Origin of the sequence: Nesterenkonia lacusekhoensis (assembly GCF_017876395.1) — a bacterium.
Taxonomy (GTDB): Bacteria; Actinomycetota; Actinomycetes; order Actinomycetales; family Micrococcaceae; genus Nesterenkonia; species Nesterenkonia lacusekhoensis.
Genome location: NZ_JAGINX010000001.1, coordinates 1,048,744 through 1,073,179 on the forward strand (window position 1 = coordinate 1,048,744; position 24,436 = coordinate 1,073,179).

Annotated in this window: 24 protein-coding genes; 13 read left to right on the forward strand and 11 right to left on the reverse strand. The window is 67.4% G+C overall.

Annotated elements, in window-relative coordinates:
* The first annotated feature begins 14 nt into the window (after positions 1 to 14).
* From sufC to JOF45_RS05010, 6 genes are all read left to right on the forward strand, one after another.
* Positions 15 to 776, forward strand: a complete 762-nt coding sequence (gene sufC, locus JOF45_RS04985) for a Fe-S cluster assembly ATPase SufC (protein WP_210048271.1) — start codon at positions 15 to 17, stop codon at positions 774 to 776.
* Positions 777 to 783: 7 nt separating this feature from the next.
* Positions 784 to 2,070, forward strand: a complete 1,287-nt coding sequence (locus JOF45_RS04990; protein ID WP_342591395.1) for a cysteine desulfurase — start codon at positions 784 to 786, stop codon at positions 2,068 to 2,070.
* Positions 2,071 to 2,072: 2 nt separating this feature from the next.
* The gene (gene sufU, locus JOF45_RS04995) at positions 2,073 to 2,519 is read left to right on the forward strand and encodes a Fe-S cluster assembly sulfur transfer protein SufU (protein WP_210048274.1); all 447 of its coding nucleotides are present in this window, start codon (positions 2,073 to 2,075) and stop codon (positions 2,517 to 2,519) included.
* A 60-nt stretch (positions 2,520 to 2,579) separates the two neighbouring features.
* Positions 2,580 to 2,906 (forward strand): metal-sulfur cluster assembly factor, encoded by a 327-nt coding sequence (locus JOF45_RS05000; RefSeq protein WP_210048276.1) that lies wholly within the window; start codon positions 2,580 to 2,582, stop codon positions 2,904 to 2,906.
* 180 nt (positions 2,907 to 3,086) lie between these two features.
* A complete protein-coding gene (locus tag JOF45_RS05005; protein ID WP_210048277.1) occupies positions 3,087 to 3,710 on the forward strand; it encodes a sigma-70 family RNA polymerase sigma factor in 624 nt (207 codons plus the stop codon).
* A gap of 30 nt (positions 3,711 to 3,740) precedes the next feature.
* Positions 3,741 to 4,103 carry a hypothetical protein gene (locus JOF45_RS05010; RefSeq protein ID WP_210048278.1) on the forward strand — a complete coding sequence of 121 codons (363 nt, stop codon included), beginning with the start codon at positions 3,741 to 3,743 and terminating at the stop codon, positions 4,101 to 4,103.
* Between the two features lie 45 nt (positions 4,104 to 4,148).
* Here the strand turns inward: JOF45_RS05010 and JOF45_RS05015 are convergent, their stop codons facing one another.
* Both JOF45_RS05015 and JOF45_RS05020 read right to left on the reverse strand, forming a co-directional pair.
* On the reverse strand, positions 4,149 to 4,997 hold the full coding sequence (locus tag JOF45_RS05015; RefSeq protein ID WP_210048279.1) for a PhzF family phenazine biosynthesis protein: 849 nt from the start codon (positions 4,995 to 4,997) through the stop codon (positions 4,149 to 4,151).
* A 9-nt stretch (positions 4,998 to 5,006) separates the two neighbouring features.
* Complete coding sequence (locus tag JOF45_RS05020) at positions 5,007 to 5,696, reverse strand: flavin reductase family protein (protein ID WP_245324141.1); 690 nt, start codon at positions 5,694 to 5,696, stop codon at positions 5,007 to 5,009.
* Between the two features lie 65 nt (positions 5,697 to 5,761).
* On the opposite strand from JOF45_RS05020, the gene JOF45_RS05025 reads away from it, so the two are divergent.
* Positions 5,762 to 6,325, forward strand: coding sequence for an LOG family protein (locus JOF45_RS05025; RefSeq protein ID WP_245324142.1), 564 nt, complete (start codon positions 5,762 to 5,764; stop codon positions 6,323 to 6,325).
* An 88-nt stretch (positions 6,326 to 6,413) separates the two neighbouring features.
* On the forward strand, positions 6,414 to 8,012 hold the full coding sequence (locus tag JOF45_RS05030) for an ABC-F family ATP-binding cassette domain-containing protein (protein WP_210048280.1): 1,599 nt from the start codon (positions 6,414 to 6,416) through the stop codon (positions 8,010 to 8,012).
* A gap of 121 nt (positions 8,013 to 8,133) precedes the next feature.
* Here JOF45_RS05030 and JOF45_RS05035 read toward each other — a convergent pair whose 3' ends face one another.
* Together JOF45_RS05035 and fabG are read right to left on the reverse strand one after the other, a co-directional pair.
* Positions 8,134 to 8,904, reverse strand: coding sequence for an SDR family oxidoreductase (locus JOF45_RS05035; RefSeq protein WP_210048281.1), 771 nt, complete (start codon positions 8,902 to 8,904; stop codon positions 8,134 to 8,136).
* Positions 8,905 to 8,941: 37 nt separating this feature from the next.
* The gene (gene fabG, locus JOF45_RS05040; RefSeq protein WP_210048282.1) at positions 8,942 to 9,652 is read right to left on the reverse strand and encodes a 3-oxoacyl-ACP reductase FabG; all 711 of its coding nucleotides are present in this window, start codon (positions 9,650 to 9,652) and stop codon (positions 8,942 to 8,944) included.
* 129 nt (positions 9,653 to 9,781) lie between these two features.
* Between fabG and JOF45_RS05045 the strand changes: the two genes are divergently transcribed.
* The 3 genes from JOF45_RS05045 to JOF45_RS05055 are packed head-to-tail and all read left to right on the forward strand — an operon-like array spanning position 9,782 to position 11,387.
* The gene (locus JOF45_RS05045; RefSeq protein ID WP_210048284.1) at positions 9,782 to 10,213 is read left to right on the forward strand and encodes a DUF3099 domain-containing protein; all 432 of its coding nucleotides are present in this window, start codon (positions 9,782 to 9,784) and stop codon (positions 10,211 to 10,213) included.
* A gap of 23 nt (positions 10,214 to 10,236) precedes the next feature.
* Positions 10,237 to 10,482, forward strand: a complete 246-nt coding sequence (locus JOF45_RS05050; RefSeq protein WP_210048286.1) for an acetone carboxylase — start codon at positions 10,237 to 10,239, stop codon at positions 10,480 to 10,482.
* Positions 10,479 to 11,387, forward strand: coding sequence for an SURF1 family cytochrome oxidase biogenesis protein (locus tag JOF45_RS05055; RefSeq protein WP_210048288.1), 909 nt, complete (start codon positions 10,479 to 10,481; stop codon positions 11,385 to 11,387). Before JOF45_RS05050 ends, JOF45_RS05055 begins: the two co-directional genes overlap by 4 nt.
* 24 nt (positions 11,388 to 11,411) lie before the next feature.
* Here JOF45_RS05055 and JOF45_RS05060 read toward each other — a convergent pair whose 3' ends face one another.
* From JOF45_RS05060 to JOF45_RS05070, 3 genes are all read right to left on the reverse strand, one after another.
* A complete protein-coding gene (locus tag JOF45_RS05060) occupies positions 11,412 to 12,395 on the reverse strand; it encodes a M56 family metallopeptidase (protein WP_342591396.1) in 984 nt (327 codons plus the stop codon).
* A 66-nt stretch (positions 12,396 to 12,461) separates the two neighbouring features.
* Positions 12,462 to 12,800 (reverse strand): BlaI/MecI/CopY family transcriptional regulator, encoded by a 339-nt coding sequence (locus tag JOF45_RS05065; protein WP_210048291.1) that lies wholly within the window; start codon positions 12,798 to 12,800, stop codon positions 12,462 to 12,464.
* Positions 12,801 to 12,873: 73 nt separating this feature from the next.
* Positions 12,874 to 15,435, reverse strand: coding sequence for a DNA gyrase/topoisomerase IV subunit A (locus tag JOF45_RS05070; RefSeq protein WP_210048293.1), 2,562 nt, complete (start codon positions 15,433 to 15,435; stop codon positions 12,874 to 12,876).
* Positions 15,436 to 15,490: 55 nt separating this feature from the next.
* On the opposite strand from JOF45_RS05070, the gene JOF45_RS05075 reads away from it, so the two are divergent.
* Positions 15,491 to 18,193 carry a bifunctional acetate--CoA ligase family protein/GNAT family N-acetyltransferase gene (locus tag JOF45_RS05075; protein ID WP_210048295.1) on the forward strand — a complete coding sequence of 901 codons (2,703 nt, stop codon included), beginning with the start codon at positions 15,491 to 15,493 and terminating at the stop codon, positions 18,191 to 18,193.
* An 84-nt stretch (positions 18,194 to 18,277) separates the two neighbouring features.
* Here JOF45_RS05075 and JOF45_RS05080 read toward each other — a convergent pair whose 3' ends face one another.
* Entirely contained in the window at positions 18,278 to 18,769 is a 492-nt protein-coding gene (locus JOF45_RS05080) for a hypothetical protein (protein ID WP_210048297.1), read from the reverse strand.
* A 249-nt stretch (positions 18,770 to 19,018) separates the two neighbouring features.
* Here JOF45_RS05080 and JOF45_RS05085 point away from each other — a divergent pair, with 249 nt between their 5' ends.
* Positions 19,019 to 19,162, forward strand: a complete 144-nt coding sequence (locus tag JOF45_RS05085; RefSeq protein ID WP_210048299.1) for a hypothetical protein — start codon at positions 19,019 to 19,021, stop codon at positions 19,160 to 19,162.
* Between the two features lie 312 nt (positions 19,163 to 19,474).
* On the opposite strand, the gene JOF45_RS05090 is transcribed toward JOF45_RS05085, so the two are convergent.
* From JOF45_RS05090 to JOF45_RS05100, 3 genes are read right to left on the reverse strand one after another with little or no spacing between them, the layout of a single operon-like run.
* Positions 19,475 to 20,518, reverse strand: a complete 1,044-nt coding sequence (locus JOF45_RS05090; protein WP_342591398.1) for an NAD-dependent epimerase/dehydratase family protein — start codon at positions 20,516 to 20,518, stop codon at positions 19,475 to 19,477.
* Positions 20,515 to 23,349 carry an alpha/beta fold hydrolase gene (locus JOF45_RS05095; protein WP_210048301.1) on the reverse strand — a complete coding sequence of 945 codons (2,835 nt, stop codon included), beginning with the start codon at positions 23,347 to 23,349 and terminating at the stop codon, positions 20,515 to 20,517. Before JOF45_RS05095 ends, JOF45_RS05090 begins: the two co-directional genes overlap by 4 nt.
* Positions 23,350 to 23,391: 42 nt before the next feature.
* Positions 23,392 to 24,420 (reverse strand): 3-oxoacyl-ACP synthase III, encoded by a 1,029-nt coding sequence (locus JOF45_RS05100; protein WP_210048303.1) that lies wholly within the window; start codon positions 24,418 to 24,420, stop codon positions 23,392 to 23,394.
* Positions 24,421 to 24,436: the final 16 nt, after the last annotated feature.

The following is a 24,436-nucleotide window of genomic DNA, read 5'->3' on the forward strand; positions in this document are numbered from 1 at the left end:
GACACACAGAGAACATGTCTACTCTCGAGATCAAGGACCTGCACGTCTCCATCGAGACCGAGCAGGGCTCCAAGGAGATCCTCAAGGGCGTCTCCCTGACCATCAGCTCCGGCGAGACCCACGCCATCATGGGCCCCAACGGCTCCGGCAAGTCCACCCTGGCCTCCACGATCGCCGGCCACCCCCGCTACGAGGTGACCTCCGGCTCCATCACTCTGGACGGCGAGGACGTCCTGGAGATGGGCGTCGATGAGCGCGCCCAGGCCGGCCTCTTCCTGGCGATGCAGTACCCCGTCGAGGTGCCCGGCGTGACCATGACCAACTTCCTGCGGACCGCCAAGACGGCCCTGGACGGCGAGGCTCCGAAGCTGCGCACCTGGACCAAGGAGGTCAAGGAGGCGATGGCCAAGCTGAAGGTCGACGCCGACTTCGCCAACCGCAACGTGAACGAGGGCTTCTCCGGCGGCGAGAAGAAGCGCGTGGAGATCCTGCAGCTCGAGCTGTTCAAGCCGAAGTTCGCCGTGCTGGACGAGACCGACTCGGGCCTGGACATCGACGCTCTGCGCGTGGTCTCCGAGGGTGTGAACCGTGCTCACGCCGAGAACGACATGGGCACTCTGCTGATCACCCACTACACCCGCATCCTCAACTACATCAAGCCTGACTACGTCCACGTCTTCGTCGACGGTCAGGTGGCTGAGCAGGGCGGACCCGAGCTGGCTGATGAGCTCGAGGCCAACGGCTACGACCGTTTCCTCACCGCTGTGGGCGCCTGATCCTCACGTGATCGATATCGAACGCATTCGGGCCGACTTCCCGCTCCTGGACCGTGAGGTCCGGGACGGGAAGCGTCTCGTCTATCTGGACACCGGTGCCACGTCGCAGAAGCCTCGTCAGGTCATCGAGGCTGAGCGGCACTTCTACGAGCACACCAATGCGGCGGTCCACCGCGGTGCCCACGCGGTGGCTGAGGAGGCCACTGAGGTCTACGAGGGCGCACGCACGGCGGTCGCAGAGTTCGTGGGTGCGGAGTTCGATGAGCTCGTGTGGGCCAAGAACGCCACCGAGGGTCTGAACCTGGTGGCCTACAGCTTCCTCAACGCCACACTGAATGCACGCATGGGCCGTGGTGCAGCCGAGGAGGAGCCGTTCGTGCTCTCCGAGGGTGACGAGATCGTGGTCACCGAGCTGGAGCATCACGCGAACCTGGTGCCGTGGCAGGAGCTGGCGGCCAAGACCGGTGCGCGGCTGCGCTGGATCGGTGTGACCGATGAGTGTCGGCTCGACGCTGAAGACTTCGAGGTCATCGGAGCCAGGACCAAGGTCGTGGCCTTCACCCACGCCTCCAACGTCACCGGCGCCATCACCCCGGTGGCTGAGATCGTACGACGTGCTCAGGCTGTGGGAGCCTTCACCGTACTCGACGCCTGCCAGTCGGCGGCCCACCTGCCGGTGGACTTCCACGACCTCGGCGTAGACTTTGCGGCGTTCTCCGGCCATAAGATGCTGGCTCCGACCGGCATCGGCGCCCTCTACGGACGCCGGGAGCTGCTGGAGGCCCTGCCGCCGTTCCTCACCGGAGGCTCGATGGTGGAGCTGGTGACCATGGAGTCCACGACCTTTATGCCACCGCCGCAGCGGTTCGAGGCTGGGACCCAGATGGTGGCCCAGGCGGCGGGCTTCCATGCCGCTGTCGATTACCTCAGCGATGTGGGTATGCAGGCCTTCGCCGCCCATGAGCAGACCCTGACCAGGCGTCTGCTCGAGTCCATGGCGCAGGTGCCCGGCGTGCGTGTGCTGGGTCCGCAGAGCCCAGAGGACCGTTTGGCCGTGGTGGCCTTCGAGGTCGAAGGCGTCCATCCTCATGATGTGGGACAGGTGCTGGACGATGCCGGCATCGCAGTGCGGGTGGGTCACCACTGCGCCCAGCCGGTGCACCGTCGCCTGGGTGTCCATGCCTCTGCACGAGCCTCCGCCGGGGTTCACACCACTGAGGCGGAGATCGACGCGTTCATCGAGGGGCTGCACCGTGTGCGCAGCTTCTTCGGAGCTGCCGAAGGGAGGGACTGACCATGGCTGATGCGATGGAACAGCTCTATCAGCAGGTCATCCTCGACCACTCCCGAGAGCGTTCGGGTGAGGGCGAGCTCGCCGGTGCCGACGGGTCCTCCTTCCAGGTGAACCCCACCTGCGGTGATGAGTGCACGGTGCAGGTGAAGCTCGAGGGCGCCAGGCTCGAGGGCCTGGCGTGGACCGGGCGCGGGTGCTCCATCTCCCAGGCCTCTCTGTCGATCATGCACGAGATGCTCGACGGGGAGCAGCCGCAGCGGGCCGATGAGCTCGGCGACCTGTTCCGTGAGCTCATGCATGGTCGGGGCAAGGAGCTCGAGGCGGCCAAGCAGGAGGATCTGGAGGACCTCAGCGCGTTCACCGGCGTGGCCAAGTATCCGGCCCGCATCAAATGTGCGCTGCTGGGATGGGCCGCTCTGAAAGATGCTCTGGCACAGGCTCGGGCATAGCTGAGACACTATTGACGTTGACGCTGTGAGAAGCGTCGGGCGGACAGGAAGGAGAGCCGGATGACTGACGTTGCTGCTCAGACTCCGCTGGAAGACATCGAAGAGGCCCTCAAAGAGGTCATCGACCCGGAACTCGGGATCAACATCGTGGATCTGGGGCTGCTCTACGGCCTGCACTATGCCGAGGACGGCGCCCTGATCATCGACATGACGCTGACCACCGCGGCCTGCCCGCTGACCGACGTGCTCGAGGAGCAGGTCGGTCAGAACATCGGCACCATGGTCGACGAGTGGCGGCTGAACTGGGTGTGGATGCCGCCATGGGGTCCCGAGAAGATCACTGATGACGGCCGCGAGCAGATGCGGGCCCTCGGGTTCAACATCTGAAGTCGGCTCGGCCGAGACACCCTGCATGGATGTGGCACAGCACATCTGCAGAGAGGGCCCGGGAGGGGCGCTGATACGGCGCCCCACCCGGGCCCTCTGTCTGTCTCCGCTGAGAAGCTGATCCTGATGGAACAACCTCCAGAGGTTGATCTCCACGAATCAACGGTCTAGGGTTGATGCATGTTCGTGATCACAGCAGATCAGCGCGGCAGCCGCTGCAGCGCGGATCGTGTTCCCGCGCTCATCGAGCAGCTGCGCCCCTGGTCTCAGGGCAACGCAGAGGTCATCGCGCTGCCTCTTGAGCGCACTGTGGGCGATGAGGTTCAGATCCTGCTCTCCGATGCCGAGGCCGCAGTGGACCTCAGCATCCGACTTCTCCGGGGTGAGCACTGGGCGGTGGGGATCGGTGCAGGATCCGTGGAGGAGCCTCGGGGCCCCAGCGCCCGGGAAAGTTCAGGCGAGGCGTTCTACCTGGCGCGCACTGCTGTGGAGCGGGCGAAAGGTCGCGGCGAGCCGTCGCCGGTGGTGGTCGAAGGTGCCGATGACCACGCGGCCTCCTCGGCCACTGCCGTGCTGCAGCTGCTGGCCTCAGCGGTCCGGCGTCGATCCGAGGGCGGACAGCAGGCTGTGGCACTGAAGCTGGAGGGCATGACACAGACCAGCATCGCCGCTGAGCTCGATGTCTCGCCCCAGGCGGTCAGCAAGCGTCTGCAGGCCGCGATGGCTGAGGAGGAGCTGCGTGTGCGGCCGGTGATCGCCGATCTGCTGCAGCGCGCAGCGGGCACGGCCGGGCCGTCACGCTGAGATGTCGGTGCCCACACGCAGAATGGTGCCATGGACGTGTTGATCAGTGCCGGGATCGTCGTCGCCGCTCTGGGGCTCTCCGCAGCGTTGGGCGCGCTGCTGGTCTCGCTGATCCTGCGGTGGGTGGAGCCTGAGGGATACGCCCCGGGCGTGCTGCGCGGGGGCACCTGGATCGGGGTGCTGGAGCGCCTGGCCATCACTGGGGCGATCATCGCCGGTCATCCGGAAGCGGTGGTCGTGGTGCTCGCGGTCAAGGGTCTGGGGCGCTATCCGGAGCTGCGGGCCACCCACAGCGCCCAGCGGGCCAAAGCCACTGAGCGGTTCATCATCGGCACTCTGGTCAGCTACCTCTGGGCCGGACTGGTCGGAGTGCTCACCACACTGGTCCTGTGACTCTCATCGCTTCTGTGAGTGTCCCCTCACAGAGCTGAGTGCGCGTCACAGAGCGATCGTGCCGGAGAGCGCGACTGCAGTGTTCCCGCCGACCCAGAGGCCCTCATCGTCGGCGTCGATCAGGATCCGTCCGTCGCGCTGCAGCGCGGAACCCTGTCCTGCGGTGTAGGGCGTGCTGAGGCGCTCTGAGAAGGTCAGCCACTGAGCGACGGAGGCGTTCAGGCTGCCCGTGACGGGGTCCTCGCGGAAGGCGCCGGTGTCGTCACCGAAGAAACCGCGTACCTCCAAGGCCGTCGCCGCGGATCCGTGGGTCAGTGCGGCGACGCCGATATGTTTCAGCTCCGGATCGGCGATGATGCTCGGGTCCGGTGCGATCCCGTAGAGCGTCTCGGGGCTGTCCACCAGCACGGTCACCCACCCGGGGCCGTTGTCGGTCCATGCGGCGTCGACGAGCTGGCCCTCGCTCAGCCGCAGCGTGCGGCGCAGCTGGTCCCGGTAGGTCGGGTCCACGGCGCCGGAGCGCAGCAGCGGCGGAGCGCGGAAGGCCAGCCGATCCTTCTCATGACGCAGCGGGACCAGTCCCACACCGCACTCCTGGACGATCCGCCCCGGAGTGCGGGGGCGGCCGCTCAGATCCAGCCAGGCCCGCGCCGTTCCCAGCGTGGGATGTCCGGCGAAGGGCAGCTCGCGATCCAGGCTGAAGATGCGCACCCGGTAGTCAGCGTCACCGGTGGTGGGCGTCAGCAGGAAGGTGCATTCCGAGAGATTGGTCCACCGTGACACCGCCTGCATCTGCTCGTCGGTCAGATCATCAGCATCAGCCACCACTGCCACCGGGTTTCCGGAGAAGGGCGTATGGCAGAAGACATCGACTTGGCGGAACGGCTTGGTCATAGTCCCACCCTATGCCGCGGCGTCCGGGCCCTCGGCAGTCTTCTGCTGAGGCCGGAGTGAGGGCTGGGGCCGGGACGTGGGCTGGGGCCGGGACATCTCGAGGCGGTCCTCAGCCCGCACGGTGAAGTAGGCCGAAGGGCCGCCGCCGCGCAGCAGAGGCTCGGCGGCCGCTGTCTGATAGATGCCCTCCTGCAGCAGCGCAGTGCTGATGTGCACCCCGACCACCTCCCCGAAGACCACTGTGGTGACCGTCTGCGCTCCGGAGGCCGAGACCAGCGGGACCACCTGGCTGGTTCGGCATTCGAAGACCGCCTGAGCCTGGGCCACATGCGGGACCGCCACCACGCGGGAGGCCGCAGGGGTCAGACCAGCCAGTGCGAACTCGTCCTGATCCGGCGGGACGGCCGCTGAGGTGGCATTCATCTGTTCGCCCAGATCCGCGCTGGCCAGGTTCCAGCAGAACTCCCCGGTGGACTCGGCGTTGAACACGCTGTCCTTGGGGCCGTTGCCGGCGAATCCGATGATCGGCGGCTCATAGTTGAAGGCGTTGAAGAAGCTGAAGGGCGCCAGATTCAGCACCCCCTGCCGGCTCTGTGAGGAGATCCAGCCGATGGGCCGGGGAGCGATGATGGCGTTGAACGGCGAATGCGGCAGCCCGTGCCCCTGGGCCGGCTCATAGAAATGATGCTCAGCGATCATCAGTCCTCCTCGGTCTCGACAGCCCTCGCGCCAGTCTTGCAGAGTCTGCCCGATAGGATCGGTCCATGAGCGAAATCTCCCATCTGACCGTGTTCACCGGATCGGCCACCGGAGCAGATCTCGGATACCAGAGGGAAGTGCGCCGGTTGGGGACGCAGCTGGCCCATGAAAGGATCGGCGTCGTCTTCGGCGGAGGCCGGGTGGGGCTGATGGGCCACATCGCTGATGCCGCGCTGGAGGCCGGGGGAGAGGCACACGGGGTCATCCCCGATGTGCTGGTCGAGCGTGAGGTCGCACACCCCGGGCTGACTCGCCTGGACGTCGTCGCCGATATGCACGAACGCAAGAGGCGCATGGCCGAGCATGGGGACGCCTTCATCGCGCTGCCCGGGGGAATGGGTACGCTGGAGGAGTTCTTCGAGGCCTGGACCTGGCAGTATCTCAACATCCACCACAAGCCGGTGGGGCTCTACAACATCGGCGGCTTCTGGGACCCGTTGCTGGCGATGGTCGATCACATGGTCGCCGAAGGTTTCATGGCCGAGTGGCGCCGGGACGCCTTGGTGGTCTCCGACGAGCCGCAGGAGCTGATCGCTGCGCTGCGGGCCTGGTCCCTGCCTCAGGAGTAGATGCCGCCTGCGCGGTGTGCCCCCGGTACACTGGGCAGGTTGCCGTCCGGCAGACATCCCCGAAAGCTCTGAGAGGTTCTGCGTTTCCGTGATCACTGTGTCCGACCTTGAGCTGCGCGTCGGTGCGCGTCTGCTCATGGACGAGGTCTCTTTCCGCATCGACTCCGGGGACAAGATCGGGCTGGTCGGGCGCAACGGCGCCGGCAAGACGACGATGACCAAGGTCCTGGCCGGTGAGTCCGCCCCGACGGCAGGCACGGTGGAGCGCCGCGGAGAGATCGGCTATCTTCCGCAGGATCCTCGTGTGGAGAACATGGAGCAGCTGGCCCGGGATCGGATCCTCTCGGCGCGCGGCATGGATGAGGTCGTGGCCGAGATGCGTCAGGCCGAGCAGGACATGGCTGGCGACGATGAGGCCCTGCGGGACAAGGCCATGAAGCGCTACTCCGGTCTGGAGGCCCGCTTCACCGCAGCCGGAGGCTATGCCGCCGAATCTGAGGCGGCGACGATCTGCGCGAATCTGGACCTGCCCGAACGCATCCTCGTCCAGCCGCTGAAGACGCTCTCCGGGGGCCAGCGGCGGCGTGTGGAGCTGGCGCGCATCCTGTTCTCCGACGCCGACACCCTGCTGCTGGATGAGCCCACCAACCACCTCGACGCCGACTCCATCGCCTGGTTGCGCGAGCACCTGCGGACCTTCCCCGGCGGGGTGCTGATGATCTCCCACGACGTCGACCTCATCGAGGAGACGGTCAACAAGGTCCTCTACCTGGATGCCAACCGGCAGACGGTGGACACCTACAACATGGGATGGAAGAAGTACCTGATCCAGCGGGAGCAGGACGAAGCTCGACGCAGGCGTGAGTTCGCCAACGCGGAGAAGAAGGCCTCCCAGCTGCGTCAGCAGGCGGAGAAGATGAAGGCCACCGCCACCAAGGCCACGGCGGCTCAGTCCATGCTCAAGCGTGCCGAGCGCATGATGCGCGGCCTGGAGGGGGAACGACAGGAGGACAAGGTGGCCAACATCCGCTTCCCCAAGCCTCAGGCCTGCGGCAAGACCCCGCTCATGGCGGAGGGCATCTCCAAGTCCTACGGATCTCTGGAGATCTTCACCGGGCTCGACCTGGCCATCGATCGCGGCTCGCGGGTGGTCATCCTCGGCTACAACGGTGCCGGAAAGACCACCCTGATGAAGCTGCTGGCCGGTGTCACCGAATCGGACACGGGCGGGGTCATCCATGGCCACGGCCTGAAGCTGGGCTACTTCGCCCAGGAGCACGACACGCTGGACACTGAGCAGTCGGTGCTGGCGAATATGAAGTCGGCCGCGCCCTTCCTCAACGACACCGACCAGCGGAAGATCCTGGGATCGTTCCTCTTCACCGGTGACGAGGTGGACAAGCCGGCCTCCGTGCTCTCCGGCGGTGAGAAGACACGTCTGGCGCTGGCCACCTTGGTCGCATCACAGGCGAACGTGCTGCTGCTGGATGAGCCGACCAACAACTTGGACCCCGCCTCGCGGGAGGAGATCCTGGCCGCCCTGCGCACCTATGAGGGTGCCGTGGTGCTCATCTCTCATGACCCGGGCGCTGTGGAGGCACTCGCTCCCGAGCGGGTCCTGCTGCTGCCCGACGGTATCGAGGACCTGTATACCCAGGAGTACGAGGACCTCATCACCCTGGAGTGATGAGCTCGGAACGCCTGGAGTGATCGGCCGGACCGATCTGTGCTCAGTGAGAGCCCTGGGGTGAGGCAGCAAGGCTGGCCTGCTGCCTCACCCCAGGGCTGGCTTCACCTCGGGTCCGGCCTCAGCCGTTGGCGGCGAGGAAGTCTTCGGCACCGCCGACCAGTTCGGTGTGGACCTGCTCCAGGTCCTCGCGGCCGACCAGCTGTGCGATCTCGGCGGCGAACTCCTCCACGGAGTAGAGCTTGCCGGCAGCCTCGCGGCGTGCCTCGATGGCTCCGGGCTCGGCGCGGTTGAGCAGCGTGGCTGTGATGGTGCCTTCGATCATGTCTCCGGAGACCACAGTGAGCCGGATGCCCTTCTCCGCGAGCTCGGGGGCCATCTCCCGCAGCGCGTCCTCACCGGCACGCTTGGAGCGGGCCACCGGCTCGTAGGCGTCCATGGTGGCGGTCTGGTTGATGAAGTGCGCCTGGTGGCTGGTCACGAAGACGATCTGTGAGCCGGAGGGCATGACCTCGACGGCGGCGCGCGCCATCTGCACCTGGGCATCGCGGTTGAGCTTGAGCGCATATTCCTCGCCGCGGTCGGTCTCCATGCCGCCGGAGGCGTTGAGGATGAGCAGGTCCAACGAGCCGAAGTTCTCCACGGCGGCGGCGACCAGGGCCTTCGTACCTTCAGCCTCGGTCAGATCAGCACCGACGGCCACGGCACGGCCGCCGACCTCCTCGATGCTCTGTGCCACCTTCTGCGCCCGCGGAGCCTTGGCACGATAGTTCACCACGACGCCGGCGCCGCGGGCGCCGAGCAGCTGTGCGGTGGCCGCGCCGATGCCGCGGGAGGAGCCGGTGATGATCGCGCCCTTGCCGGCGAGATCCTTCTGGGGAGTGTCAGTCATCGCTCATTCCTTCTGTTCGTCGGTAAAGGGCAGGCCCTCAGTGGCCCATGCCCAGGCCGCCGTCGACCGGGATCACCGCGCCGGAGATGTAGCCGGCGTCCTCGGAGCCCAGCCACTTCACCACTCGGGCGACCTCATCAGCCTCGGCGAAGCGGCCGGCCGGGATGTTCTCCAGGTACTTCTTCTGGGTGTCCTCGTCCAGGGCGTCGGTCATGTCCGAGCGCACGAAGCCGGGGGCGACCACATTGGCGGTGATCCCGCGGCCTCCGAGCTCCCGGGTCAGGGACCGGGCCATGCCCACCAGGGCAGACTTGGAGGAGGAGTAGTTGATCTGGCCGGGGGAGCCGTAGAGGCCCACGACGGAGCCGATGAGGATCACGCGGCCGCGCTTCAGACGCAGCATGCCCTTCGAAGCCCGTTTGAGCACACGGAACGCCCCGGTGAGATTGGTGTCCAGGACCTCGGAGAAGTCGTCCTCAGTCATGCGCAGCAGCAGCGTGTCCTTGGTGATGCCGGCATTGGCCACCAGGATCTCCACTGGCCCGTGAGCCTCTTCGACCTGTTTGAAGGCTGCGTCGATGGAGGCGGAGTCGGTGACGTCCGCCGCCACGCCGAGCGCCCCCTCCGGAGCCTCGCCGCTGCGGGTGGTGACGGCGACCTTGTCCCCGTTCGCGATGAACTCCTCGGCGATGGCGCGGCCGATGCCGCGGTTTCCGCCGGTGACCAGAACGCTGCGTCCGGACATCATTCTCCTCAGGATCGGTGCAGAAAAGCTGCACCCCAGCCTATGTCAGAGAGGCGGTGACCGTCGCGTCACAACCTCTGTGCCCATGTCGGTCTTCTACCTTCCGTAGAAGATCGGACGTAGACTGGGGCGGTGGCACGACACGGCGACGAGGTGCACTCGATCACTGATGCCCCACAGCGGCACAGTGAGGAACAGCATGCCCGCATGCTCCGCTACGCCTGCTCCCAGGGCATCCGGATGCTCTGCTTCATCCTTGCCGCGGTCATCGCCATCGTCTGGCAGAGCTGGTGGTCCATGGCCTTCGTGGTCGCGGCCATGATCCTGCCCTATGTCGCGGTGGTCGATGCCAATGCCGGCGGCGACCGCTACACCCGCGGTCGCCAGGCCGATGACGTCGACCCGCAGGCACGCCTGAGCACTGGCCCGGAGGAGCCCGCAGAGGCGTCCCCGTGGTGGGAGCCCCAGGAGCAGGCAGACCCGAGCGACGACACAGGCCCCGGCGCCGCGGACACCGTCATCGAGGGCGAGATCGTCAGCGACGACGCCGATGGTGACCGCTGAACTCTCTGAGAGAATAGGACACGATGGATCTCCTCAGCTCACTCGGCGACAGCACGGGCAGCCCCGGCCCGGACGTTCCCCAGTGCTCACGCAAAGGCTGCCGTGCCGATGCCGTCTGGCAGATCCTCTGGAACAACCCCAAGATCCACGACGCTGAGCGGCGCAAAGTCTGGCTGGCCTGTGAGGAGCACCGCGGCTGGCTGGAGAACTTCCTGCAGCAGCGTCTGTTCTGGCGCAGCACGGAGCCGCTGGAGGACACTGAGGCATGAAGCAGCGCTATTCCTTCCTGCTCAGCCCCACGTGGCTGGGGTGGCTCGCCGTCTGTGCCCTGTTCCTGGTCGCCTGCATCTTCCTGGGCCAGTGGCAGATGGACCGCCGCGACCAGGCACTGGAGGAGATCAATCGCGTGGTCCACAACTATGACGAGGACCCCGTGCCCTACTCAGAGGTCCGTGGGCTCTTCGTGGACACCGACGAGGAGGACGAGTGGACGGTGGCTGAGGCCACCGGCGAGTACCGCGCGGAGGACATGCTGCTGGTCCGCAACCGCGGCCACGGCGGTGCGGTCGGCTACGAGCAGCTGGTGCCCTTCGAGATCACCCAGGGCGAGGCTGCCGGCGACGTGCTCATCATCAGCCGGGGGTGGCTGGCCACCCACAGCGAGGACGGCGGCCGCCCCGCCACGCTGCCTGAGCCTCCTCAGGGCGAGGTCGACGTCGTCTGGCGGCTGAAACCGGGGGAGCCGGCCATCGATCGTGACGCTCCCGAGGGTCAGCTGGCCTCGGTGGACATCGCCGAGTATGAGGATGAGGTCGGCTACGAACTCATCCCAGGCGCGTACGGTCTGATGGCCGAGGAGTCCCCGGCCCCCGAGGAGGCCCCGCAGCAGCTGGCGCGCCCGGCGCTGGATGAGGGCCCGCATCTGGCCTACTCCATGCAGTGGGTGGCCTTCGGGCTCCTGGGCTTCGTGGGCTGGGGCTACGCCGCCCGACTGCAGGCGCGCAACAACGACCTGGAGCTGCTGGACACAGATGACGACGCTCGGCACAGCGCCTCAGGCGCGTCCAAGCAGGAACGTCTGCGGGAGGCCAAGCGGATCCATCGCCTGCGCTCCGGCAGGCTCAGCGATGAAGACATGGAAGACGCCTGGGTGGAGGAGCAGCTCAGCCGGTAGGGGATCTCTGCAGCTCCGTCCGCCTCACAGCGTCATCAGCAGCCCGGTGGGCACCAGCAGCAGGGCGGCCGCGCAGAGGAGCACCCCGGAGACGGCAGCCCGCCCCAGAGGCTTCGGCGGCATGATCAGCCGCTTGAGGCGCACACCGGTGATCAGCCTGGAGGAGTGCTGGCCCAGGTCGGCCTCGGTGGATTCGCCCTCGGGGGAGCTCAGCGCCAGTGAGCGCAGGAGGTCCTCGCGCGAGTGGTGACGCAGCGCCCCGTCATCGGCGAGCATCTCGGTCAGCTCCAGCACAGCTTCGCGCCCGTAGCGCGCAGTCGGCAGCCAGGGCAGTGCGCGGTACCAGGCGTCGAAGGCCATGGTCAGCAGATGGTGACGCTGCTGCAGGTGGGTGCGTTCATGGGCGACGACGGCGGCCAGCTCCTGCTCCGAGAGCTGATCCAGCAGTCCGCGCGAGATCACGGTGACCGAGCCGGCATGTGTGCGTCCGGGCAGGCAGTAGGCGAGGGGGGCCTGGTGCTCGATCACATGAGCATCGTCCAGCTGATCACCCAGCCCGGTGTGTCGGCCCAGGTCGGCCCCGGGGGAGCCGTCCACCGGAGTGGAGAGCAGGCGCACCAGATCGCGGTGCCGGCGTCGGGATGCGAGCACACGCATATAGGTGCGCAGTAGGGTCAGCAGCAGGTGGGCACCGATGACCACGCTGAAGCATAGGGCGAAGATATGGGTGGGATGGACGTCGCGTTCGCCCAGGGCGGTGTAGTCTTCGGCGAACATCAGCCGGATCACCTCTGCCACAGCCTGGGGCAGGGACCCTCCGAAGGGCGCCAGTCCATAGGTCATCGGAGCGCCCACGATGGAGAGGCCGCCGGCCAACGCGATGGCCTGCCACAGAAGCATGGCGGACCAGGGTGACTGGGACCGGAAGCGGGCGGTGCTCAGCATCCGCGGGACCGGTACGGCCAGCAGGAAGGCGAGCAGCGCCAGGAAGAGGGCGAGGAACTCCACCGGACCATCCTACGGGTGGGTGCGGCACGGCTCTGCCGCGGCGCGGGTGCTCAGCGGGGCAGGCGACTACTTGAGGATGCGGCGCAGCCCGGCGGCCTCATCCTCGGAGATGCCGCCGATGAAGCGGGCGAGCACGGCCTCGCGGTCGGAGGCGGTGCCGAGGACTTCGTTCAGCATCTCCACTGTGTGCTCCTCGCGGGAGGCGGTGGCGGTGTAGCGATGGGGGCGGCTGGAACGCTCGCGGCGGACCAGTCCCTTCTTCTCGAGCCGGGAGAGGACGGTGAGCACAGTGGTGACCGCCAGGTCTTCGCCCAGCTGGTCCCGGACGTCATTGGCGCTGAGTGGAGAATCGCCCTCCCACAGCAGGCTCATGACGGAACGCTCGAGATCTCCAAGTGTGGCCATGTCACTACGATACTCCTGGTGAGGCCCCGACTTCTACATTGTGTAGTAGGACCGTGTCACAATGTGGCGCGCCTCACGCCTCAGTGGTCTCGGCGGGTGCGACCTGTGCCGTGAGCTGCTCCGGGCTGGCGGCCACTGCGTCGATGGATCGCTCCAGCGGGACGCCGGAGGCGTCACGCTTGGCCATCTCCGCCGGCAGCACCCGAGCAGTGCCGTTCTTGGCCGCCGCCAGCGCTGGGGAGGGCCCGGCCCACCCGAGCTTCAGGTGGTCTTCGCCCTTGCCGAAGCGGTGGGCGCGCACACCGGCGGTGCCGCGTCCCTTGGCGGGGAACTCGGCGAAGTCGGTGACTTTGACGCTGCCGGACTCAAAGCCCTCGAGGGGGACCTCGCCGGCGGCCAGGGTCACCACCACAGCCTGGGAGATGCCTTCCGCCTGCTCCTGGGATGCCGCAGCGGGCACCACGGAGAAGCCGACCACGCGGTCGCCGTCGGTCACCTTGATCCCTGCCATGCCGGAAGCCGTGCGGCCCTGCGGGCGTACCAGGGACGCCTCATAGCGCAGCAGCTGGGCGCCGGCGGTGATGAAGACCAGCTGGTCGGCGTCAGCGGCCGCCGAGGCGCCCACCACTGTGTCCGCCTTCGCGGTGCCGGCGTCCTTGAGCGCGATGACCTCCCATTCGTCCCGGTTCAGGGGATAGTCGGGATTGACCCGCTTGACCCGGCCGGAGGCTGTGCCCAGGGCGATCACTGCGTCCAGCGGGACGAAGGCGATGAGCTCCTCCTTCTTCTCCAGCTGGTAGGCACCGGTGAAGAACTCCTTGGTCTTCACCCCCTGGGCCAGGTTGGCCTTTCCGGAGGCGATCTCCACCGCGGGCATGTCCACCACAGGGACGCGGATCATCCGGCCGAAAGAGGTGACGGCGCCGATCTCGCCGCGAGCGGTGGTCGGTACCGCAGAGACCAAGGCATCGTGCCTGCTGCGCCGGGTCGGATGGACCAGTGCGGAGCGGTCTGTGGTCCGGGCCAACTGTCCGGAGGTGGAGAGCAGGGCCCAGCAGGGGGAGTCGGCGATCTGCAGGGAGCCGCCGGCCTCGGGTGCCGAGGCCGCAGGGACCGACGCCGCCGCAGCGGGCTCCGCAGTCTCGGACTCCAGCAGCACGGTGCGGCGCTCGTCCCCGTGCTTCTCGGCCACGGCTTCCAACTCATCGGCCACCGTCTGGCGCAGCTTGGTCTCGGATTCGAGGATGGCCTTCAGCTCGGCGATCTCCTCCTCGAGCTTCTGCTTCTCCTGCTCCAGCTCCAAGGTGGAGTAGCGGGTGAGCTGACGAAGACGCAGCTCCAGGATGTGCTCGGCCTGGGGCTGGGTCAGATCGAAGATCGTCATCAGGCGTTCACGGGCAGTGCCGCTGTCCTCGGCGGCGCGGATGACCTGGATGACCTCGTCGATGTCCAAGATCGCGATGAGCAGGCCTTCGACCAGGTGGAGACGGTCCTGGCGCTTGTTCAGTCGGAAGGAGGTGCGGCGCCTGACGACTTCCAGACGGTGATCCACATAGACCTGGAGCAGCTCGACCAGGCCCATGGTCCTCGGTTGGCCGTCCACCAGGGCCACGTTGTTGATGCCGAAGGAGTCCTCCATCGGCGTGAGCTTATAGAGCTGGGCCAGGACCGCCTGCGGGTTGAAGCCGGCCTTGAGCTCGATGATGAGCTTCATGCCGTTCTTGCGGTCGGTCAGGTCCAGGACATCGGAGATCCCGGTCAGCTTCTTGTTCTGGACGGCATCCTTGATCTTCTCGATCAGCTTCTCCGGACCGACCATGTAGGGAAGCTCGGTGACCACGATTCCGGTCTTGCGGGCGGTGACCTGCTCGATGGAGACGGTCGCGCGAGTCTTGAACGAGCCCCGTCCGGTGGCGTAGGCGTCCTTGATGCCGTCCAGGCCGACGATCCGGCCCCCAGAGGGAAGATCCGGTCCGGGGATGTGCTGCATCAGGTCCTCGAGGGTGGCCTCGGGATGCAGGATCAGGTGCCGCGCCCCGTGGACCACTTCGCGCAGGTTGTGCGGAGCCATATTCGTAGCCATGCCCACCGCGATGCCGGAGGCGCCGTTGACCAGCAGGTTCGGGAAGGCGCTGGGCAGCACACCCGGCTGGGTCAGCTGGTTGTCATAGTTGGGCACATAGTCGACGACATCCTCATCCAGATCCGCCGTCATCGCCAGGGCGGCCGAGGTCATACGCGCCTCGGTGTAGCGGGCGGCCGCCGGGCCGTCGTCCAGGGAGCCGAAGTTGCCGTGCCCGTCCACCAGGGGCAGCCGCAGGGCCCAGGACTGGGCCAGACGGACCAGAGCGTCATAGATGGCGGCGTCGCCGTGGGGATGGAGCTTGCCCATGACTTCGCCGACCACGCGTGCGGACTTCACATGGCCCTTCTCCGGGCGCAGACCCATGTCCGCCATCATGTAGAGGATCCGGCGCTGCACCGGCTTCAGGCCGTCGCGGGCATCGGGGAGCGCGCGGGAATAGATGACCGAATAGGCGTACTCGAGGAAGGAGGTCTCCATCTCCGCAGAGACGTCGATGTCGACGATGTGGTCCTCGGGGGTCGCCGGAGACTGTTCGGTGCTGCGCGCCATAGTGTGAGTGAAGGTCCTGTATCCGTCGTGCGAAACTTCTCGTACTGTTGATCCTATGGGTCATCAGAGCAGAACCGAGGGATATCCGTCCCACTGGGAGGCAGATGTCGTGCTCCGCGACGGAGCGGCGGCTCACCTGCGCCCCATCAGCCGCGACGACGCCGAGCGGCTGCAGCGGATGCACCAGGGCCAGTCGGAGTCGTCGATCTATCTGCGCTACTTCACCTATAAGTCGACGCTGACGGAGAAGGAGCTGGAGCGCTTCACCGACGTCGACCACCTCGACCGGGCGGCGATGGTGATCCTGCTCGATGACGAGATCATCGGTGTCGGGGGATTCGACCGCATCGACGATACCCGAGAGGCTGAGGTCTCGTTCAACATCTCGGATGCACACCAGGGGCGAGGGCTGGGCTCCATCCTGCTGGAGCATCTGGCCGCGGCCGGTCGCGAGCGCGGCATCGAACGCTTCTCCGCCGAGGTGCTGCCGGAGAACCGAAAGATGCTGACCGTCTTCTCCGAGGCCGGCTACGAGGTCCAGCGGAAGTTCGAGGACGGAGTCGTGCTGCTGGAGTTCAGCATCGATCCCACCGAGCGGTCCCGGGAGGTCATGGAGTCGCGGGAGCACCGCGCTGAGGCGCGCAGCGTCGGCGAGCTGCTGGCCCCCGAACAGGTGGCGGTCATCGGAGCCTCTCGCGAATACGGTTCCGTGGGCTATCACCTGCTGCAGAACATCGTGGAGGGGCGCTTCACCGGCGGCGTCCACTCGGTGAACCCGCAGGCCTTCGAAGTCGGCGGCACCACGGCCTACGCCTCCTTGGAGGACATCAGACAGGACATCGACCTAGGTGTGGTGGCTGTGCCGCCGGAGCATCTGGAGGAGGTGGTGGCCGACTGCGGACGCCACGGAGTCCGAGGGATCCTGGTGCTCACCGATTCGCCCAAGATCGACCAGCGCGAACTGGTGCGGCTGGCACGGCGCTGGGGCATGCGTGTGGTGGGTCCGGCCTCGGTGGGTCTGCTCAACACAGACCCCGACGTCTCGCTGAACGCCTCCCTGTCGCCGAGCATGCCGCTGCGCGGGGGAGTGGGCCTGTTCAGCCAGTCCGCCTCGATGGGCGTCTCCCTCTACGCCCAGGCCCACCGGCGCGAGCTGGGGCTCTCCTCGGTGATCTCCGCGGGCAATCGGGCCGACCTCTCCGGCAATGACGCCATGCAGTACTTCGAGGACGATCAGGCCACGCGGGCGGTCGGGGTCTATCTGGAGAGCTTCGGCAATCCGCGCAAGTTCTCGCGCATCGCACGCCGGCTCTCGCGCACCAAGCCGGTGGTGGTCGCGAAGTCCGACGTCATGGGACGGCGGCTGCCTCCGGGCCATGAGGTGCGCACCACGCGTGCTCCGCTGGGTGCGGTGGACGCGATGTTGGACCACTCCGGAGTGATCCAGGTGGGCAACCACGATTCGCTGATGGATGTGCTCCAGGTGCTGGCCACGCAGCCGCTTCCGGCCGGGCGGCGGATCGGGATCCTGTCCAACTCTCCGTCGATGAGCCGGGTCCTGGCCGATGCCGCCGAGTCTCAGAACCTCAGGCCCACCCGCGTGGTCGGAGACCTGGACGTGGAGGGGACTCGGCGGGAGGCCGGGCAGGCCTTGAGCCGATCCTTGGGCGAGCTCCTGGCCGACGACGACGTCGACTCCGTCGCCCTGTGCCTTCAGCCCGGCTTCACCGGCGAACATGTGGACCGCAGCCGGGAGATCTCGCAGATCTCGCAGCAGTACGCCAAACCGGTGGTGGTCTCCTTCATCGGTGTCCTGGACCAGAACGTCGCGCTGAACTATGTGGGCGATGCCGCCCCGGTGATCGAGACCGGTGCGCTGCAGCAGGGAGTGCCGATCTTCTCCTCACCGGAGCGGTCGGTGGCCGCTCTGGGCAAGATCGCGCGGTACCGGCGCTGGCGCCAGGACAGCATCGGTGAGCCCTTCATCCCGGCCGGGCTGGAAGGGACTGCCGTGCTGCGCGCCGCCGATGACATGCTGAACCGGTGGTTGGAAGATGTCCGCGGCGCAGAGCTGTACAGGCTCGACGCCGCTGAGGTCTCCGAGCTCCTCAGCCTCTATGGGGTCTCGGTCATGCGCTCCATCCCCTTCGAGACCGACGAAGAGGCGGTGGCCGCCGCCGAGGAGCTGGGATACCCGGTGGCGGTGAAGGCCACCAACTCCTATCTGCGGCACCGCCTGGACCTGGGCGGGGTGCAGCTGAACATCGAGGACGCCGAGATGCTCCGCCGCACGGTCTCCGAGATGCGCCGGACCTTGGCCCGCTACGGCAGCCCCGGCCTGGAGGTCCAGCCGATGGCACCCACCGGTCAGGGGTGCGTCCTGCGGGCGATCGAAGACCCGATGATGGGTCCGGTGGTCTCCTTCGGCATCTCCGGGGATGCGGTGGACCTCCTCGATGACTGGGCCCACGGCGTGCCGCCGCTGACCGATCGGGATGTGCGCCGACTGATCCGCCGTCCGCGCGCCGCCCAGAAGCTGCTGGGCTACCAGGGCGTTCCGGCTGTGGATGTCCGGTCGCTGGAGGAGACGGTGCAGCGGATCGCCATCCTGAAGGACAACCACCCCCAGGTGGCCTCACTGGAGCTGACCCCGCTGCTGGCCTCCCCGGACGGCGTCACGGTTCTGCATGCTTCAGTGGAGATCGCCAATCCCGAGCAGCGCACCGATTCGGCACGCCGCGCCATGTCCCGGTGGTGAGGCTGACCGTGGTACTTGCCGCGCGTTTTCACACGTGCCGCGAGATATAACCTGCGGCAATGATGAAAGCTCGCGGCAACCGGGCTAAGAGCTTATCCGGGGAACCCCGGCACGCAAGAGCTTCCGTTCGAGCTTCCTCAGGTCGTGGAGGTCTTCCCAATAGCAGCGCATGAAGCCGTAGCCCAGTCGGCGCAGGTCATCTTCCCGCACCTTCTCCTCGCGCAGCGCATGATGTCCTTCCTGCCGATACTTCATCCAGCCGTCGAACTCGCCGATGACCCCGGCCTCTTCCCAGAGGAAGTCCACACGGTATCGCCGCCCGTCGGCTGTGATGGTGACCTGCAGGCGTGGTGGGGCGAAGCCCAGCGCGGCGAACTGTGCCCGCGCCAGAGACTCTCCAGGAGATTCGGAGGCCGGATCGGTGAAGGCCAGGGCTGTCTCCCAGAGGTGGCGGCGTCGTCGTGTCCACTGCAGAGCTGCGGCGCCCTCCTGGAACTGTTGCTGAGTGAGGGCAGGTCGGCTGCCACCATCTCTGAGCGCGGCATCCAAGACCACGACGCCGGCTGGGAAGCGCATCCTGCCAACGGCGTCTGGAACCGCCCTGGTCAGCGGCTCAGTCAGCAGGCTGACTCCATGAGCCGACGTGGGAAGAGGTGACGCGGGATCTGGAGCCGTGGTGGGAGAGATCATGTGGGTGCCGAAACCGCGGAATGCGTGAGGCCCTAGGCCAGCGGGACGCTCCGGTCTCCCTCTGTCGAAGAGGGCGCTGAACTCTCGAGCACTCAGAGTTCCGGTCATGGAAGGCTGCTTCAGCTTCCGTGCCTGATGACGTGCGGCCGCGCGGACCTGGACATCCGGTGGCGTCTGCATCAGGGGCAGGCCGTGCAGATGGAGCGCGGTCTCGCGGCAGAAGATCGGCTCTTCGAGCTGGAAGGCAGCGGCGGCCGCGGTCAGGCTGAACCGCTCTGAGGGGTGCGACGCGGCCCAGATGTCCACTGGGATATAGACACCGCGTCTGAGTTTGAGGAGTCGGCCGCGCCGCAGCTCCCTGCCGTACTGGCTTCCCGTGTGGGTACCCTCCGGCTCCCGCCGGCTGATGAGGAACGGGTGGGCGGCGTCGGGCTGTGCAGGGTTCATCCGTTCAGCGTGCCGGATATCTCCGAACTCTGCAGAGGTTATCCACAGGGGCCTCGAAATGCCGCGGGTTATCCGCATTGCCGCAAGATATAACCCGCGGCAATGCGGATAACCCGCGGCAATCGCGGCGACGGCAGGGAAGCCTCAGAGCACTCCGCCGGTGCGGCGGACGTGATCGGCCAGCCTCTGCAGCCCGTCGTCGATGCTGATCGAGGGTGCCCAGTCCAGCGCTGCGCGGGTGCGCCGCTGATCGAACCAGTGCGCGGTGCTCAGCTGTTCGGCCAGGAACCTGGTCATAGGAGGCTCCCCGTCGCCGGGCATCTGGGTGATGCGGCCGGCAGCCGCCCAGAGCTTCTCCACAGCCGCGCCGGCCGCCTTGGCGATGCCCGGCGCCACACGCATCCGCGGACGCTTGGCCCCGCCGGCCTCCGCGATGCCCATCAGCAGCTCGCCGATCGGGCGAGGCTCTCCGTTGGTGAGGACCAGCCGCTGACCGTGGATCGCCGGAAGACGGCGCAGCCCGGCCACGAAGGCGTCCACAGCGTTGTCGATGTAGAGGGTGTCCACCAGAGCCGCACCTGATCCCAGGATCGGCAGGCGTCCGGATCGGGCGCGGGCCACGATCCGGTGGGTGAGCTGTCCGTCGCCGGGCCCCCAGATCAGATGGGGCCGGATGACCAACACCTTCATCCCGGCGCTGCCGTAGGTCTCGGCGATCAGCTCCGCCTCTGCCTTGGTCTGAGCGTAGTTGCCCTCCGCATGCTGCGGGTCGGCCGGGCCTGCGCCTTCGCCCACCAGCGAGGAGCCGCCGTGGGCCACAGAAGGGGAGGAGACATGCAGAACGTTGTCCACGCCTGCCGCCCACGCGGCTTCCAGCAGTCGCTCGGTGCCGCGGACATTGATCTCGACGAAGTCTTCGCGCCGACCGGAGACGGATACCTTCGCGGCCATGTGGATGATCGCGTGCTGGCCCTGCACCGCCCGAGCTACGACGTCAGGGTCGCTGAGCGACCCGCGGACCTCGTGTGCGCCGTCGACGCCGGCCGAGCTGCGCTGCAGCGTGGTGACCTCATATCCGAGCTCCACGAGCCTGCGGGCCACGGAGCGTCCCAACAGGCCTGAGGCGCCGGTGACCAGCACACGGCTGCCGGGAAGGATCTCGTGGTCGGTCACAGTCTTGGGACTCACAGGGACTTCACCTTCTCCCCAGCGAGCACCTCAGCCGCCCACTCGGCCAGCCGGGTGCGGTCGATCTTGGAGTTGTGGCGGATGTCGGTGGGCAGCTTCTCCAGGACCAGAACTGCTGAGACCGGCACCTCGGAGGCTTCGCGCACAGTTCGGGCGAACTCCGGGCGGGCCAGCGGGGAACGACCGGTGCGCAGCCGCTTGGCGCTGCCCTCAGGCTCGACGATGACCACCACTGCCTGGGTCCCGATCGGTCCCACGCCGACGGCGGCGCAGCGGGCCACCTCGTCCACAGCGTCGACCGGGGTCTCCACGGCGCCGGGGCCCACAGGTCCTGCCGGTGTGGTGATCACGTGCTGGAGCCGGCCCTGGATCCAGAGCCGCTCTTCGGCGTCGAAGTGTCCGATGTCATTGGTCCGGTGCCAGATCAGCCCGTCATGGGTGTCCCGTCGGCTCTGCCGGTCGGTGTGCCAGAGGCGGTCGTAGCCCTCCTTGAGATGGGCCGCGGAGACGACGATCTCGCCGAGGGTGCCGACGTTCTCGGCCGGCTCCACCAGATGGTCAGCCGCTCGTCCCTGGGCATCCAGCGGAGCCAGCGCGAAGCGGACGCCGTCGACCGCCCGGCCCACACAGACTCCCGGCTGACCGGCCCCTGCAGGTCCGGACGTCATAGCCTCATGGATCTGTTCGCGGGAGATGTCCGCCTGGAGCAGCCCCTCCGTCATGCCGTAGGGGGTATGGATCTCGGCCTCCGGGAAGAGCTCCTGAACCTGATCGAGGAGCACCGGGTGCACCGGGGCCCCAGCGGAGAGGACCAGGTAGATCCCGCCCAGGGCATCACGTTGGCGCTGAGTGAGCTGATCGGCCGTGGCCACGACGTTGCGCAGCGCGGCCGGAGAGCCGAAGAACATCGTGGCCTCGCCGGCCAGTGCGGCCTCAGCGACTGCCACGGCGGTCAGCGTGGAGGGTTTGGTCACCGACATGTCCGGAGTCACCGAGGTGGCACCGATCGCAGGTCCCAGCAGCGCGAAGGGAGCGAATCCTGCGATGAGTGAGGACCCAGGCTTCACGGCGAACTGCTGGCGCAGCAGGGCTACCAGCGCACCCAGACGGCCGTGGGTGTAGAGAACTCCCTTGGCCGGGCCGGTGGAGCCGGAGGTGAACAGCACTGCGGCCGGGTCCTCGGGAGCCGGATGAGGGACAGCGTCGGGACGGCGGCCGCTGTGGCTGCGCAGCAGACGCTCCACTGAGGCCACAGTGCCCAGCAGCTTGGCCTGCCGGCCCGAGAGCACGTTCAGGCTGATCCGCTGACCTGGCCAGTTCAGGCTCCGCGCAACGGTCAGGCCCGGCGTGGCCCCGATGATCCATCGTGGTCTGGCACTGCGGACAGCCCGGGTCATGCCCTTCAGCCCCAGGCCCTGGTCGGCCACCACAGTCACGGCACCGATGCGCAGGCAGGCATAGAGGATGACGGTGAGGTCGTTGCCGGGCTGGACCAGCAGGGAGACCCGGTCGCCGGGGGAGACGCCGAGTTCGCTCAGTCCGACGGCCAGGGCGTCGACCTTCTCAGCCAGATCGTCCCACGAGACGGTCCGATCAGCGTCTTCAGCCACGCCCATGTCCACCACAGCGGGGCTGGCTTTGCGCCAGGTCATGGTCAGGTGTTCGAGCTGGTCGTGCAGCCGGGTCACCTCACCGGCAGGCGCCGGTGAGCGCAGCCCGGCCCGGGGATCCTCTGCCGCCCCCGGGGTGGGGAAGTGATCCGACAGCCAGGTGAACAGGGGTGTGGAGATGTCGCGGTCCTCGGCGAGCAGGTGGCCGGACCCTTCGAACCGATGGACCTCGGCGTGGGGGAGGCGTTCCACCAGGTCAGCCAGGTAGCGATCCTGGAACACAGGGTCCTGGGGGCCCCAGAGGAGCAGCGCAGGCTTCTGCCAGCGGGTCAGCTGCGAGGAGGTCTCCTCGAGCACCGGGCGGGAGAGGTGCTCGGCCTGGGCGGGGATGTCAGCGACGAACCCGCCGATGCCGCCCCGGCCCCAGCGGGAGGTATAGGGGGCCCGGTAGGCCTTCTTCACCGCTGGCTCCAGCCCGCCGTCGGCCAGCCCGAGGGTGACCTGCAGGAAGCCTTCGGTCTCGACGGTGGACAGCGGGAGTACATCCGGTGCCATGGCCGCACGCAGCGCCGCGGGGACGTGGTCTTCGGTGGGGTGGTCGACCGCTGTGTTCAGAGTGATCACGGCGTCGACCTCTTCGGTGTGGCGCATGGCCCACCCCATGCTGATCACCCCGCCCCAGTCGTGGCCCAGGGTGACCAGTGGGACGGTGGTGTCCACATCCAGGGCGTCCATGAGCCCGTCCAGATCGGTCAGGCGCTGATCGAAGCGACGGTAGGTGTGCGCCTCAGGAGCCGGTGCCTCGGGGTGCGCCAAGCGGTCCGAGAAGCCCATGTCGAGCTGGTCCGGTGCGATGACTCGCCACGCCTGACCTTCGACGGCCCGGTCCAGGGAGGCGGCGATCACCCGGCGCCAGAGGTAGGACCAGGTCGGGTTGCCATGCACGGCCAGGATGGTGCCGGTGGGGGTGATGCCCCGCTCGGCGAGCACCGGGCCGGTGTCCAGCACGTGGAAGGTGTGGGTGACGGCAGGGCCCCTGGCATCAGGGACCCGTGCGGAGGCGCCAGCCTCCGTGCGGGCCATGGCAGGGACGGTCTTGGCGCTGACCAGCCGGGACCACGCGGGATCCAGCCCGGGAAAGGCTCCCTCAGACGGGAGGTGCTCGGTGGGCAGCCGCGCTCCTGCCGCCGGAATCGGACGCCATGCCTTCAGCTTCGTCATCGGCGCTGCTCCCTCACTCTGTGTTCTGCGGTGACTGCCGATTCACCATTCGATCTCGACCATGGCGGTGTTCAGGCCCGACCCTACCCCCATGCAGAGCACGCGTGCACCGCGCCGGAGGGAGGATGCCTCACGCGAGAGCGTGATGGGCAGTGAGGCCGGCCCCACATTCCCCAGCTCGGGGTAGGTGACCGGCACACGCTTCTTGTCCAGCTTGGCCGCTTTGACGATGGAGGAGGTGTGCAGCTGGGAGACCTGGTGGGTCACATAGGAGTCCATCTGCTGCCAGTCGAAGTGCTCCTTGGCGTCCTCCCACGCATCCATGACCAGCTCGAGGCCGCCGTCGAGCAGGCCGCGGGAGTCGGTGAACATGCCGTGGTGATCTCCCACGCAGAGGCCGTGGTGCTGGGAGGCCGCGCGGGTCACACCACCGATGATGCGGTGGCCCTCAGGATGCTGGTCGGTGGGGCCGATCACGGCCGCGGCGGCACCGCATCCCAGGGTCAGGGAGGCGAACTCGCTCATGAAGTCGTCGCGGGAGACGGCCTGCTCCAGGGAGTTGATCCGCTCCACGGTCGCTTCCTGGACCTTGCGTGCGTCCTCACCGTTGACGATCAGCACGTACTTGGCCTGTCCGGCGTCGATGAGGGAGCTGGCCAGGGTCATCGCGTTCACGAAGCCGAGGCAGGCATTGGTGATGTCGAAGTTCATCGCGGAGCTCGGCAGGCCCAGCCGGTGGTGGATGCCCACCGCGACCGAAGGCTCCAGGTGCTCACGGGTGACCGAGGTGTTGATCATCACAGTGATGTCGTCGCGGCTGATCCCTGCGGCCTCGATGGCGCGACGGCCTGCCTCCACCGCGCCGGTGATGGCGCCGTCGGGGGTGTCCCAGTTGCGTCGAGCCTTGACGCCGGCCACACGCTGGAGGAGTCCTGTGGGAAGTCTCAGCCGCTTCAGGGCATCGGAGAGCCGGTGGTCCAGCTCCTTCGACGTCAGTGCGGCGGGCGCCTCGACCTCTGCCACAGAGAGCAGGGAGGCGTTCTGGTGATGGAAGGTCGTGTTTCCGGGCACCGGTCCATGCTACTGG

Coding starts and splice junctions, on each gene's coding strand:
- sufC (WP_210048271.1), top strand. CDS start 15: ATGTCTACTCTCGAGATCAAGGACCTGCACGTCTCCATCGAGACCGAG.
- sufU (WP_210048274.1), top strand. CDS start 2,073: ATGGCTGATGCGATGGAACAGCTCTATCAGCAGGTCATCCTCGACCAC.
- JOF45_RS05000 (WP_210048276.1), top strand. CDS start 2,580: ATGACTGACGTTGCTGCTCAGACTCCGCTGGAAGACATCGAAGAGGCC.
- JOF45_RS05005 (WP_210048277.1), top strand. CDS start 3,087: ATGTTCGTGATCACAGCAGATCAGCGCGGCAGCCGCTGCAGCGCGGAT.
- JOF45_RS05010 (WP_210048278.1), top strand. CDS start 3,741: ATGGACGTGTTGATCAGTGCCGGGATCGTCGTCGCCGCTCTGGGGCTC.
- JOF45_RS05015 (WP_210048279.1), bottom strand. CDS start 4,997: ATGACCAAGCCGTTCCGCCAAGTCGATGTCTTCTGCCATACGCCCTTC.
- JOF45_RS05020 (WP_245324141.1), bottom strand. CDS start 5,696: ATGATCGCTGAGCATCATTTCTATGAGCCGGCCCAGGGGCACGGGCTG.
- JOF45_RS05025 (WP_245324142.1), top strand. CDS start 5,762: ATGAGCGAAATCTCCCATCTGACCGTGTTCACCGGATCGGCCACCGGA.
- JOF45_RS05035 (WP_210048281.1), bottom strand. CDS start 8,904: ATGACTGACACTCCCCAGAAGGATCTCGCCGGCAAGGGCGCGATCATC.
- fabG (WP_210048282.1), bottom strand. CDS start 9,652: ATGATGTCCGGACGCAGCGTTCTGGTCACCGGCGGAAACCGCGGCATC.
- JOF45_RS05050 (WP_210048286.1), top strand. CDS start 10,237: ATGGATCTCCTCAGCTCACTCGGCGACAGCACGGGCAGCCCCGGCCCG.
- JOF45_RS05055 (WP_210048288.1), top strand. CDS start 10,479: ATGAAGCAGCGCTATTCCTTCCTGCTCAGCCCCACGTGGCTGGGGTGG.
- JOF45_RS05065 (WP_210048291.1), bottom strand. CDS start 12,800: ATGGCCACACTTGGAGATCTCGAGCGTTCCGTCATGAGCCTGCTGTGG.
- JOF45_RS05070 (WP_210048293.1), bottom strand. CDS start 15,435: ATGGCGCGCAGCACCGAACAGTCTCCGGCGACCCCCGAGGACCACATC.
- JOF45_RS05075 (WP_210048295.1), top strand. CDS start 15,491: ATGGGTCATCAGAGCAGAACCGAGGGATATCCGTCCCACTGGGAGGCA.
- JOF45_RS05080 (WP_210048297.1), bottom strand. CDS start 18,769: ATGCGCTTCCCAGCCGGCGTCGTGGTCTTGGATGCCGCGCTCAGAGAT.
- JOF45_RS05085 (WP_210048299.1), top strand. CDS start 19,019: ATGACGTGCGGCCGCGCGGACCTGGACATCCGGTGGCGTCTGCATCAG.
- JOF45_RS05095 (WP_210048301.1), bottom strand. CDS start 23,349: ATGACGAAGCTGAAGGCATGGCGTCCGATTCCGGCGGCAGGAGCGCGG.